Raw genomic sequence first — 13253 nt, 5'->3', positions numbered from 1 at the left:
TCGACCTCAGGTCCTCGACCGTCGCCCTCTTACGCCATTTCGCGACGGTCTTCGGGTTGATCCCCAACTCACGGCTCAGCGTCGAGAGCGAAGCTTGCGATCGCTGTATTGCTGCTCGGACGGCGTGCGTGGTCGTGGCGCTCCCGTGACGAACTTGTCCCATACGGCTTCCTTCCATTCCAACGAAAGGATCGCACCATCAAACCGTGGGATCAAACACCTAACGAATGATCGCCTGCGATCATTCGTTACGATCCAATCCCATACTAAGCCCCTCTATTTCCCACAAAGAGTTATCAAGCCATAAGATGTGGAATCATTTACTTTCGCCAGCAAATCCGGCATCATCTAGCTCCAATTTTACGTCCGTGAATTCTGAAGGCCATACTTCGCCATAAGTGTAGAATTCCAGACTCGTTATAAGCCCCCCCCTAATAAACAATGCTGACCCAAAACCGAATAATAGAGATGATGTTATACCATTTACATTTCCTAAGTGGAAATTTTGCTGGCCTTTCAGTTTTTCTATCCTATCTTCGAAGGCAAAGCGAGTTACGACGCCGGACTCAGTGAAGGTCCTAAAGCGATTGCGTATAAGACTGACTTGATTTGCCAGCTCGCTGCGGCATCCACTTGTCGATGACACCGCTAATTCCAACACCATGTCCTCAATTTGCGTAATGTTAACCATAATTTACCTCGGAGGAATAAAGGCTGTGCCAAAGCGAAATGTGCCGTTGACAACCATACCTCTTACCGTGACTTCATATCCAGCCACCTTTATTTGAAACTCCACTTTACCGGCAAGCTGTTGACGGTTTACGTGCAGCTGGGCACGAGCACTGAGCGCATCTCCAGCTAATTTTGCGGAGCCATAAGCCTGTAGGACTCCGTCAAGAAGATGGTCGGGATTTTCGAATATATGCCTAAGGTCATTCAAACTAACCTTTACATTTGCCTGCGCCTTGGCAGCTAAAACTCGAGACTTGGCACTTACGATGACTTCGGTTGCGTAATCGTTAGGCAATGTCTGCGATACCTGCTGGATGATGCTGCTAGCCCGATCAGCCGCTTCGAACAGGTTGATGCGCTGGCCAAAAACAACGGTTTCCGGTGGTGGCGGGGCGCAGGGTTCGGGAATCTGCTGGCCCTTCTTGCCCATGCCGGCATCGGGCTTGTCACAGCTAAGCCCACTTGGATCGATGCCGTTGATGGGATCATTGCCCACATAGGCATACCAGTTGAGCCCGTCGCCATAGCCGACCGGATCAGTTTGGAAAAATCGGCCGAGTGTTGGCGAGTACATACGTGCTTTGTAATAGTAAATCCCAAGCTCGGGAAGCCAGGCCTGTCCGGTATATTGGAAACGACCCCAGTTTCCAGGCGCAGGTATACCGTATTCATCGTAGCTGTTGACCTGACTGCGATTGCCGGAACAGTCGGATGCCGCGATTATAGAGCCGCGCTCATCGCCATGGAGGAAGCGTGTACCCGAGCAATTCATTGCGCCCCCCTCATCCTGGAGGATTGGCTCATCCGCGCCCGGTCCCCAAAAAAAGCGACGCCGTATCGCACCTGACGCACCGTCATATTCGGCGACTACATGGTCCCCATCATATAGAAACTGAGTCGAGCCGGTCTGCCCACTTTGGATCTGCCAAAGACGGCCCAATGGATCGTAGCGCAATGTCGTACCTCCTGACGTCGATGCGCTGACCATGCGATTGTGGAGATCATAGCCGTAGGTATTCGTTCCATCTGAGGTTAGATTGCCTCGACCGTCGTAGGTGAAGCTGGCCGATCCGGCGCCGGTATACTGGTTAAGGCCGTTGACCTGATAGCCCCGGTCGATAGTGAAAGCACCCGGCCAAGAATAGTCGCCATTGCTGCTGGTGCGAGTAGTGATTTGATTGGAGGCATTGTAACCGAATTCAGTGTCTAGATTACCCGCACCCTGATTGAAACGCTGATTTAGGGTGAGAAGCCGAGAGGCTGGATCGTACTCAAAGCCAGTACTGCTCGACCCACGCGTTACCGCCTTACGACGACCTCGATCATCGAATGCAATGCCTAAGAAAGGAACCGGGCTTGCTCCGGGTACTGTCCACGAGCTGTGGGTCACTTCTCCGGCCGCATCAAATTCTGACGTAAATGTTACACCATCAGGATGGATGATGGAGATCAGATTGCCAGAATTATCATATCCATAGCGCAACGTTCGTGACGTTCCTGCCATAGTTGTCTTGTTTGTGAGCAATCGTCCCAAGGAATCATAAGAAATAGTAATGCTATCGGCGCCGCCCAAATTATCAAAGGTTGCTTGCGTCAATTTCCCTTGAAGGTTATATAGGTAGAACACACTGCGCTCGCCGCTAGGCTTATCGCTAGTCCTGCGGTTCAAACTATCATAGCTAAAATCAATGATTTGTCCTGAGCGTAAAGAAGTTGACGTAATATTTCCATTGTCATCATACCTATATGTTTGTTTATCACTCGCGTTGCTTACCATGGTGCCGACGGCTTGGGAAGGTAGCTGGCTTTCGACTACACGACCAAGGCCATTGTAGACAAAAGATGTACGGTTACCATTTGCATCTGTTGAAGATGCAACATCACCTAGGGAGTTATACGTGTAGGTACTAACCGATGCTTGCGCCGTCCCTGCCCCAGCCGTGACGTTCCTTATTCGAGATTGTTCATCATACTGAAATTGCGTAATTCGGTCTGGACCATCGCTGCTGATTGCAGAAGCCGTGCAGGCAGATGCTGGCAATTGGCTAAACGCGCTTGAGTTCATCCTTTCAGCTTGACATACTAATTTGCCTGCATCGTCATAGGATCGTTGCGACACGGCGTACGTCGTACCATTTGCCGACATCGTTGTGCTAATCAAATTGCCCTGGCTATCAAACCCATAGGACACTGACTGCGCTGTGACGAAGCTTGCCATGCCATCGGCTTCTGCAGAAGAGGCGAGGCCACTTTCGACTTGTGATAGCGATCCATCGGCCGAATAACTGAACCTTGTAGCCGACCGCTTCGCCGTACCAGCACCATCCGGATCAGGTCCGATCTGCCCAATGGGTCGGCGCATCGCATCAAAATACGTGCGGCTAGTATCGTCAGTGCCATCGCGCGGACCATCAACGACCTGCAAATCGCCAGTGGGACTGTAATCGAAGGTTTTAGCGACAGAAAGGCTGCCGTCACCGGCGCTCACAACCGTTTTTTCCGGAGTGAGCGCATTTTGCGCCTTGAATGTTGTGGTTATCTTAGTTTCGTCGCCCGTACCGACGCATGAGGACAGGCTTTTACATTCTGATACTTCGTAAGGAAGCATCACGGTTTCGCCATTGACCGTCGCACCTGAGCCATTTCGAAAACTGGCATTGTAACCGGCATATTTGATACGGGTCTGGGGGCGAATGCCACCTGGCACAGCAGCTGGAGAGGTAATCGTCTCAACTGCCCCGCTGGATGTGCTATAGGTATAATCTGTCCTGTTACGGTTTCCGTCAATAATGTAATCAGGCTTGCTGCAGATGCTTACATCAGCGCAGGTGTCCGGATAGTGAATGCTTTGGACGATATCTGAGTTTTGACCAGTAGCATCTTTTACCCGAACCTCGGTAAGGCTACCTCTTGCATTGTAAGCATAAAATGTTTCGCGCTTGAGGTTGTCGTTTTTCTGAGACAAAAGGCTGTAGGATGAAACCCGATTTTTTGTATCATATTGCCACCGCTTGTTGACACCTCCGTCGCCAGAAGTGACGTCATAATCCGTACCAATTTGACCATTATTATAGAATTGATAGGTATGTGGTGCAGCGTTACCGGGCGAATAAACTAGCGTCGTCGCCGCATACGGGGAAGGGTACTGGTATTTCCAAGTTCCACGGCCATTATTGAACGACTGGACTTTAAAATATGAAGAACCGTTTACCGTAACGTTGCCCCCGGTATATGTTCGAACCTGACCGCTACTAGAGGTTACTTTATATTCGCCCGCGTTGCCGGAAACACGAACTGTCTTGCCAGTGCTATCAGTGAATACACCGGTGGTCAGGTTGCGTGTGACTGACGGCCAAGAGCCGACCAAGCTACAAGTTGAAGCAGATGGATCGCAAGTTTCGTTTGCCATATTGAATGCAACGACGAACGTCGGGAACCAAATACCGCCATTAATAGACTGGTAGCTAGCTTTGATCTGATATCCAAGGCTATTTGTTATAGCGGTAACATAAGGATACGGCCGCGTACTCCCGTCACCATAAAGTGTGCTGTAATCGCTATAGTATAGTGTTTGTGTCAACCCACTTCGCTTAATAACCTTTTTCAGCCAAAAAATTGTTGGGGTTGCGGATCGTGCGGCAAATATCTGCCGCTCACCATCCTCTTTCGTATAGACGAACTCAGATGTAGAGGCGTCAAACGTTAGCGTATCAGGTCCACCAAAGTCGTTGGAGTACGTGGCTGAACCACGTTGACCGACCTGAGTAAATACCTTTGTACGCCCATCGGAGACAATTTCTACCTTACCTCCCGAGGTCGAATTTGGATACGCGTATGATCGTTTGAAATCGCTTCCTGGCAAATCCGCGTCAAACGAAAAACTTAATGCACTATCTCCAGAGCCAATCGACACTGCTGCTACTGAAAACGCCATGCGGCCCGTTGCCAACTCCACACCGTTGTCATCAACGGTTTGAAAAATTGGCGGTGCTTTCGGAACGCTGCTAACCTGCGCAGACGCAGTTTGGCTATTAACACAAGCAGAAACAGTGATTATGCATGAAGCCAACATTAATTGAGACTTAAAGATAGAATTTTTATTGGTTTTGCATTGCGTGCCCACTATTCTGCTCAAAGCTATTGAAGGCTGCCGAGCAATGACTGCGTTCATAAAATATTCCCCGATAAAACATGTTTTTATGAGCAGAAAAACCTATAGTAGCCATAATGCTTTTTGGTAGGTTTAAGCGTCATTTTTTAAGCCTAATATGTCTCTAGAAAGTACGGCGGGGTTAGAGCCCAATCCTGGAGGGTAGAGCATGACGTTGCGCCGCCACTTTGCGTTTCGTGAAATAGGAAGTTCACCGTTTTTCCTTGAGCCCTAGCTGTTGCAACGTGGCTGTACCATATTTTGCATATATCGGGGCTTGCATCTCCGGCATTACCTTGAAAGCTGCAGACCTTGACGTGCTTCCCGCCAATCAAAACGAGAAATCCACCACCGTCGACGCCGAGGTATTCGCTTGGACGGACTGGACATCCAAAATCCGCAGAGGCGGGCGTAGCGATGAAAGTCAATGCTGCAGCGAATGCTGCCTTCGCGACATGGCAGCGGAGTGACATTGCTGACTTCAGCATACTTGATCTCCCGTGGAATCACTATTTTGAAAGGCTAAAGTAGTAAATGTTTGGAACCGTCCCCCAAGGCGCGGACGCACACCCGTTCACCCAAACAGTCATCTTCATGCCGGTGGTAAGGGCCGTGATGGCGGCGGTATAGAAGGCATCACGCTGTGCTGGATCATTCGGCAAAGCGAAACGTCCCGGCAACGTGCATCCATCTGGGTTCAAGCCACCTTGAGCATCGATATAGGCCTGTGGGCCATCCATGGATACTGCAGTTACGGTCAGGGTTCCACCTGGCCCCACGCAGTAAGCCGGCGCTGCTGCAAAAAATAAGGCCGCAGGAATAGCGTATCGTGCAACTTGCATGTATCCATCTTTCCTTTAGAATCATTGCAAAATATCTGAATACGAGGAACCTGTATACTAGAACGAGTTGCGGCCGTCTTTGCCGTTTCAGCGACGGTCGCATCACCTAGCTTTGCTGCCAATCAGTATAACGCGAACTCTGTCCATCGGGTGACTGAGTTGCTGACATATACCTATGATGCTACAATACTGTTCAAGTGGACAATATGCCAGCGATCCCTGGATGCCGGGGTGATCTGCTTATCATCCTAGGTGATGCCAGCATGGACACGCGGCATCAAATCCTCAGCAGACTTCTACTCGCCTACAGCACTAAGGAGACCGTGAACATTGGATACGACGGCATAACCTGCGGATCAGGGGGATACATTTTGGTTTATAGGGTGGGCTGATCTATGGCGCGAAGATTTAATGGCATAACATGCCGATGCCATGGAGCCGTGGCTTAAGATCAAGCGTCGGCTCCACTGCTGACAGTCAGCCAATGGGTATTAGGGTAAACCCATTGAGCGGGACGACCACAAATCGGCGCGTGGTTGGTGCACTGGCTCCGGCGCCGGGATCGCTTCCCGCACTGGAGCCTCCCTCCACCTTGTAGCCGGTACGGTTCCCCGCCTTATCGTAGGAGATGTTCGTCGTGACAGGCGAACCGTTAACGGTCGTCTCGGATGTCTTCAGCCTACCGAGTGCGTCGTACGTATATTTGGTGGTTTGAGCCGACCCGGCAGCAGGAAGCGATATTGCCGCTATAACGCACAGGCACTTCCACATCGTGACACCCCCCCATCGGTCTCATCAAGGAACAGCATAATACGTCACTGCTGTCAAAGAGGAAAGCTCCTATAAGGTGGAATACTCTCGACACCTTATTTAGGGGGCTTCGATGATGCCTAGCGAGAATGCCGCGTTTGACAGGACAGGCTGGGACGCTCTAGGTGTAAATCTCTTTTTCTACGGTTTGATAGTTAACGTGGAAGCTGTTGGTCAAGGAAAACCAGGTGCTCCTAACGAGTGCGGGGGTCTATGTCGTTCCATCTGCCTTTTAATCTCGTCCATATTGGATGTAAAATTTGGCATATGGCAGTAATTAATTGCTGGTCCAACCACTATGGTGATTGCACATGAGAAGGCATTCGATAGGCCGGAAAAAAAGGGTCTCTCTGTCGTGGCTTTTCCTAGGCACCGCACTGTTGCCAAATGTAGCTGAGGCGGAATATTGTAAGGCGAAGCCCACCAGCGTGATCGTGCATGACAGTCAGGCCATTTATTTCACGGCGGAGAACGTCTGTCAGGACTGGTGCCAACTGAACCCAGGGTGGTCGGACGCCAATAAGGATCGTGCGTTCAGTCTGCTGACAACCGCGATTGTACAGAATCGCTCCCTTGTCTTCTTCTTTCCTAATGGATGTGGCAGGCAACAGGTTTTTGCTCAGCCTCAGACCGTCACAATGACGAGTGAACCGTGATTTGATTCGTAATTTGTTGTGGGGGTGCAAATGATGAAAAAGATGGTTCTGCGTACCATTATCGCCACTGCGGCGATAGCCGTAGGTCTAGCGACGTCTACACCGGGGTTTTGCTATGATGCTAACGGCGTAGCGAAAGTGACTTTGGTAGAAGTGAGCTACATGCCACGGACTATCCTGTTCCGTTTGGATAAAGCTATCGGCAGCTGCCAACCAGAAACGTGGATATTTTGGGATGCACAAGGTGCCGACAAAGATGAGAAGGACAAAAATGCGCAAGCGGTCCTATCGACCCTCCTGACGGCTCGAACCACCGGGATGCCAGTCTATATCCATCTGACGTCGGCCGGTTGCAAGGCGGAATTTATGTACATTTAGTACTCAAAATAAGGGGGAAGTATGTCTCGACGTCGCGCGCCGTGGTCGATCACTGCCTGTTTCTGTGCCATCCTTATAGGTGGGGTGGCTCACGCGGAAGGAGTGGCAACTGGACGTGTTGGTGCCTTGGAATCCTATTTTGAGCATACAGGCTTGCTTGTTCAGGTGGGCACCAGTCAGGTCAATCCCGATCAGTGTCCATCTTCAACGTGGTACATCTACCCGGATAACTCGCCGCGCGCTCTATTCGTACAAAGCGCGTTGTTATCAGCACAACAAACTGGAAAGAGCGTGAGCCTTTCCGTGCGCGGTTGTTACCAGGGCTACCCGCAGATCGTTCATATGACCATCCTCTCCTGATAATCGCAGGGTGACATTGGCAGGAGAAATGCACGATGAGATTAAAACAGGCTTTGAGTAAGGCTTCTCTCCTGGTTGTCGGATCCATGCTGGCGCTTCCTGCGGTGGCCGATGCCGCGTTCATCTGCGCGGCAGATCCGACGAAACGTCTTGCTGTAGACTCTGGCGGTGGTGTTCTGGTTGATATCGATGGGGCTGGGATCATCAATATCTGCTCGATGTCATCGGATCGTAACGGCGTAACTAAAGAGGCATGCAACGCCTGGTATAGCACGCTGCTCACCTACCGTAGCATGCGAGCGAAGGCGCGCCTCTATTTCACGCCGGAAGCTCCTGGTAATTCTGGCGTATCGAGTTGCACGGGCTTGGGTGATTGGACGGTAAGAACACCATATTTTATGGAACCGGATTCCTGATGGGTCTAATGAAACATGCTGCGATAAAGAATTTTGACAGCGTCAATCATAATGGCGGCTTGCAGGAGCCGTCGCAGCAAGGCTAAGCAATGGCAAAGGGGTGGGGTGTGCAGCGTAATTTAACGACTTTGCGATCCATGGTCGCTGGACTAGCGCTTGTGTGCGCGTCTGCGGCACAGGCACAGGAATTAGGCGATCCTGCCGGTTCCGGCGTGATCGTTGGCGCGGTACGATGGCTCGAGGGCACGCTCCTCGGTACGGTGGCAACCGTCGTGGCGGTGATCGCAGTGGCCGTGGTCGGCTTCATGATGCTTACCGGACGGATTAACTGGCGCTACGGTGCGACGGTCATCCTCGGCTGTTTCATCCTGTTCGGCGCGGCAGGGATCGTCGCTGGCATCCAGTCGGCAGCTACGGCCGGGGGCTGATCCATGAACGACATCGAGCGCGATCACCTGTTCGTAGCGCTGACCCGGCCGCAAATGTTCGCTGGCGTCACCTACAGCTATTTCACTGCCAACGCCGTGATTGCGACCGAGTTGTTCCTGGTGTTCCGCACCCCTTACGTGCTGCTGGCGGCGGTGCTGGTGCACTTGGCTGGCGTGCTGCTCTGCGTGCGCGAGCCGCGCTTCTTCGACTTGTGGTTGACCAAGGTTGGGCGCTGCCCGCGTGTCCGAAATCATTCCCTGTGGAAGTGCAATTCGTACAGGCCTTGATGAGCCAAGGATGGCATGGGACAGTATGGGAAGGTTTCTGCCGATGCTGAAGATGGCGCTTCGTCCATCGATCGCTGCAACCCGAGGTTCAGTGCCTCGGGCACCCGAATTGGGGCCCAGCACTGCGCGGGCAGGAGGCGAGAGCGTCCTCATCCATGGTGAACTCGCTAAGCGCAGCAATGTGCCACGGAACCAGGTCGTCGTGCTGGCGTCTTCGAAATGTTCGTGGGTGATGCGAATGGCGGTCATTCTAGCGTCTCTGATGATAGCGGGGCCCGCGCTGGCGGATGGCGGCAGCGGTAACGTCGTGCCGACGCAGGTGCATGTGGAAGGCGGTTCCGTGTACGTGATCGGTAGCTTCTCGAACCCTGATCGGTGCGTCGCTTCGACTGTGGCCATATTGGTACCGGCTAATACGGATGAGCTTGCGCGAATGATGAGCATGGCTATGACCGCCAGTGCCTCGGGCAAGAAAATCAGCCTCTGGTTCAGCGGCTGCGGACCGACACCGTGGCAGAGTTCGGCGCCGCGGGCGGTCGCCATGAGCTTTTATGGCAACTGATCTGAAAATGTCTTCGCCATCGACTAGCCGACTCACGCTGTGACGCTCCTTCCTGCCCTGACCCGGGATCCCAAAATAGTCGCGCGCGAGAAGCCGGTCGGCCATCATCTGCCCTATGCCCGCCAAGTCGACCGGCACACGCTGGAGACGCGCGATGGCCTGCTCTGCCAAGTCATCCACCTGCGCGGCCTGCTGTTCGAAACCGCCGACAGCGACGAGCTCAACTACCGCAAGCGCCTGCGCGATGCGATGTTGCAGGCGATCGGATCGTCGCACTTCGCGCTCTACCACCATATCGTACGGCGTCGGGTCGACGTCGGGCTGGACGGCAATTTCCCTGATCGCTTCTCCGCCCGGCTGGACGAGGCCTGGCAGGCGCGGCTCGGCGCCAAGCGGCTCTACGTCAACGATCTCTACCTGGCCCTGGTGCGCCGGCCGCTGCAAGGCCGGGTCGGCTGGCTCGATCGCATCCGCACCGGCCTGGCGGGCTCTGTCACTGACAGCGGCGCACATGATCTTCGCCAACTCGACACCGCGCGCGAGGCGCTGATGGCGGCGCTTGGCAGCTACGGCCCGCGCCTGCTTGCCACGTACGAGACGCCGGACGGCCTGTGCTCGGAGCCGCTCGAATTCCTGTCCGACCTCCTCCACGGCGAGATGCGGCCGGTGCTCCTGCCAATGCAGGATGTCGGCCACTATCTGCCCTATCGGCGGATCAGCTTCGGGCAGGAGACGGTGGAGCTCGGGCCGGCGGGAAAGGCAGCACGGGACTTTCTGGGCCTCCTGTCGATCAAGGATTATCCCGGCCAAACCAGCGCAGGAATGTTCGACGAACTGCTCCGCCTGCCGCTAGAGCTGGTGCTGTCGCAGTCCTTCGGCTTCACCGATCGCCAGGCGGCGCTCGGCCGCATGAACCTGGCGCTGCGCCGGATGCGGTCCGCCGAGGACGAGGCGGTGAGCCTGCGCGCCAATTTGATGGAGGCCAAGGACGGGGTGGCAGCCGGTCGCGCCGCGTTCGGCGAGCATCACATGACGATCGGGGTACGCGGGGCCAGCCCAGCCGAGGTCGATGCCGGCATAGCCGAGGTGCAGGCGACGCTTGCCGAACTAGGCGTGATCGCGGTGCGCGAGGATATCGCGCTGGAGCCCGCCTTCTGGGCGCAGTTCCCCGGCAACTTCAAATATATCGCCCGGCGCGGCCTGATCTCGACCGCCAACTTCGCCGGCCTCGCCAGCGCGCACAACTTCGCGCTCGGCCAAGCGCAGGGCAATCATTGGGGCGAGGCGGTCTCGCTGCTCGAGACGACGGCGGCCGGCCCCTATCACTTCAACTTCCACCAAGGCGACCTTGGCAACTTCACCGTGATCGGCCCCTCGGGCTCGGGCAAGACGGTGGTGCTCAACTTCCTCCTTGCCCAAGCGCGCCGCTTTGACCCGCGCATCGTCTTCTTCGACAAGGATCGCGGCGCCGAGCTGTTCCTGCGTGCGATCGGTGGACGCTACGATGTGCTTCGGCCGGGCCTGGCCTCCGGCCTCAACCCGCTGGCGCTGGACGACACGCCCGCCAACCGTCAGTTCCTGCGCGACTGGCTGGCACTGCTCGCAGGCGGGGTCGACCTTGAGGAGGCGGGCCGTATCAAGGCGGCAGTGGATGCCAATTACAACGCCCCCGCCGACTTCCGGCGGCTGCGCCACCTCGCCGAGCTGTTCCGGGGTGACCGCCGGCCCCAAGCGGGCGACCTCTGGTCGCGGCTGCAACCCTGGTGGGGCGAGGGCGAGCGCGCCTGGCTGTTCGACAATGAAGAGGACAGCACCGACCTGACCGCCCGTGCGGTCGGCTTCGACATGACCCAGATCCTCGACGATCCGATGGTCCGCACGCCGGCCATGCTCTACCTCTTCCACCGCGTCGAGGAGCGGCTGGATGGCAGCCCAGCCATCATCGTCGTCGACGAGGGTTGGAAGGCATTGGACGACGACGTCTTCGTGCGCCGGATCAAGGATTGGGAGAAGACGATCCGCAAGCGCAACGGCATTGTCGGCTTCGCGACACAAAGCGCGGCGGATGCCCTGCAGAGCCGGATCGCCAGCTCGATCGTCGAACAGGCCGCGACCCAGATCTTCATGGCCAATCCCAAGGCCCAGGCGAGCGACTATGTCGATGGCTTCGGCCTTACCACTCATGAATATGAGTTGGTCCGTTCACTGCCTGACAGTGCCCGCTGCTTCCTGATCAAGCATGGCCATGACAGCGTCGTGGCGCGGCTGGATCTCTCTGGCGAGCGCGAGATGCTGACCATCCTGTCGGGGCGCGAGCGAACGGTACGGCTGCTCGACACAATCCGGGCCGAGGTGGGCGATGACCCTGCCGCGTGGCTGCCGCGCCTCATGGCGGACGCCTGATGGCCTGTTCGATCCCTACCTCGCCAGACACCTTTGCCTCCGGGCTGCTTGGCTATCTCGACTGCCAGGCGGTGTCGCTGGGCGGGCAAGGCTATCTAGCGCTGGCGGCGCCGGGGTCCAGCGTGTCGCTGCTGCTGGCCGCGTTCCTCACGCTGTTCGTGGCACTGATCGGCTACCGGATGCTGCTCGGCGAAAGGCCGAGCGCGCAGGAAGGCGTGCTCGCCGTCGCCAAGATCGGCATCGTGCTGGCGTTCGCAACCAGCTGGCCGGCTTACCGCACCACGGTGTTCGACGTGGTGATGCGCGCACCGGCCGAGTTGGCGGCGGAGATCGGCCGGCCTGCGGGCCTCCCGGGGGCGAGCGGTGGGCTGGCGGGCCGCATGGACGCCACCGACCGCGCCTTCCGCATCCTGGCGATCAGGGGGGTGGGTGTGCCAACCCGCGCGCAGGTCGAGACGGCGCAAGGTGTGGCCCCGCCGCTCTTTGCCAATTTCGACAGCTTTGCACTTGGCGCGTCGCGCGTCGTCTTCCTGGTCGGCAGCCTCGGCGCCTTCGCCCTCGTCCGGCTGACGGCGGGGTTGCTGCTGGCGCTAGGACCGCTGTTCATCGCCTTCTTGCTGTTCGCCCTCACGCGCGGGTTGGCGGAGGGATGGCTGCGCGGTCTGGTGGCGGCGACGCTTGGCAGCGCCGCCATCGCGGTGATCCTGGGGGTTGAACTGGCGCTGCTCGAACCTTGGCTGTCCCACTTGGCGGCGCAGCGGGCAAGCAACATCGCGATCCCCGGCATTCCAGTCGCGATGCTGGCGACCGCGAGCATCTTTGCGATTGCCATGGCCGGCGTATTGGCAGTGATCGGTCGTATTGCCTTCAGCCTTCGCCTGCCGGAGGGGATCGCCGTGCGCAGTGTCGATGCAGCGAGGCCGGGGGAAGCTCTGCGTGCACCGGGTATCGCTGCATCTGGGGCTTTCACTGCAGCCGCTCCCGCCGAAGCACGATCCCGCGCCGTTGCCATCGCCGACAGCATCGCCGCCGCGCAGCGCCGCGAAGAGCAGGCCGCCGCCATGCCGTCGCGCGCGCAGGCTGTCGGCGGCAGCGTCGTGCGCCAGGCGGCGGATGCGTCGTCCCAGGGCGGCGTGCCGCTCGGCCAGAGCTTCCGCCCGCGCAACAGCCGGCGCGTGTCCGGCAGCGCCGAGAACCGGGATCGCAGAGCATGACCGTCAGCAAAGGA

10 protein-coding genes and 1 pseudogene are annotated in these 13253 nt (G+C 56.4%); 7 read left to right on the top strand and 4 right to left on the bottom strand.

Annotated features, from left to right (window positions below):
* From BRX43_RS17670 to BRX43_RS17655, 4 genes and pseudogenes are all read right to left on the bottom strand, one after another.
* Window positions 1–163: pseudogene (locus BRX43_RS17670) on the bottom strand (IS481 family transposase); the annotation flags it as partial.
* Between the two features lie 153 nt (window positions 164–316).
* Window positions 317–664, bottom strand: coding sequence for a hypothetical protein (locus tag BRX43_RS17665; protein ID WP_125996404.1), 348 nt, complete (start codon window positions 662–664; stop codon window positions 317–319).
* Window positions 665–694: 30 nt separating this feature from the next.
* Window positions 695–4903: an RHS repeat-associated core domain-containing protein gene (locus BRX43_RS17660; protein ID WP_125996403.1), complete on the bottom strand. Its 4209-nt coding sequence runs from the start codon at window positions 4901–4903 to the stop codon at window positions 695–697.
* A gap of 488 nt (window positions 4904–5391) precedes the next feature.
* Window positions 5392–5724: a hypothetical protein gene (locus tag BRX43_RS17655; protein ID WP_125996402.1), complete on the bottom strand. Its 333-nt coding sequence runs from the start codon at window positions 5722–5724 to the stop codon at window positions 5392–5394.
* Between the two features lie 1496 nt (window positions 5725–7220).
* Here BRX43_RS17655 and BRX43_RS17645 point away from each other — a divergent pair.
* The 7 genes from BRX43_RS17645 to BRX43_RS17615 all read left to right on the top strand — a co-directional run bounded on the left by BRX43_RS17645 (window position 7221) and on the right by BRX43_RS17615 (window position 13239).
* Window positions 7221–7568 (top strand): hypothetical protein, encoded by a 348-nt coding sequence (locus tag BRX43_RS17645; RefSeq protein WP_125996400.1) that lies wholly within the window; start codon window positions 7221–7223, stop codon window positions 7566–7568.
* Window positions 7569–7963: 395 nt separating this feature from the next.
* Window positions 7964–8344, top strand: coding sequence for a hypothetical protein (locus tag BRX43_RS17640; protein ID WP_125996399.1), 381 nt, complete (start codon window positions 7964–7966; stop codon window positions 8342–8344).
* A gap of 89 nt (window positions 8345–8433) precedes the next feature.
* On the top strand, window positions 8434–8772 hold the full coding sequence (locus BRX43_RS17635) for a TrbC/VirB2 family protein (protein WP_125996398.1): 339 nt from the start codon (window positions 8434–8436) through the stop codon (window positions 8770–8772).
* 3 nt (window positions 8773–8775) lie between these two features.
* A complete protein-coding gene (locus BRX43_RS17630) occupies window positions 8776–9060 on the top strand; it encodes a type IV secretion system protein VirB3 (protein WP_125996397.1) in 285 nt (94 codons plus the stop codon).
* A 43-nt stretch (window positions 9061–9103) separates the two neighbouring features.
* A complete protein-coding gene (locus tag BRX43_RS17625; RefSeq protein ID WP_125996396.1) occupies window positions 9104–9622 on the top strand; it encodes a hypothetical protein in 519 nt (172 codons plus the stop codon).
* A gap of 39 nt (window positions 9623–9661) precedes the next feature.
* Complete coding sequence (locus tag BRX43_RS17620; protein WP_125996395.1) at window positions 9662–12025, top strand: VirB4 family type IV secretion/conjugal transfer ATPase; 2364 nt, start codon at window positions 9662–9664, stop codon at window positions 12023–12025.
* The gene (locus BRX43_RS17615; protein WP_125996394.1) at window positions 12025–13239 is read left to right on the top strand and encodes a type IV secretion system protein; all 1215 of its coding nucleotides are present in this window, start codon (window positions 12025–12027) and stop codon (window positions 13237–13239) included. The genes BRX43_RS17620 and BRX43_RS17615 overlap by 1 nt, the downstream gene beginning before the upstream one ends.
* Window positions 13240–13253 lie beyond the last annotated feature (14 nt).

The organism is Sphingomonas sp. S-NIH.Pt15_0812, from assembly GCF_003951315.1.
Lineage (GTDB): Bacteria > Pseudomonadota > Alphaproteobacteria > Sphingomonadales > Sphingomonadaceae > Sphingomonas.
Note: the sequence above shows the minus strand (reverse complement) of the source record. Positions and strands in the feature narration are given on the sequence as shown.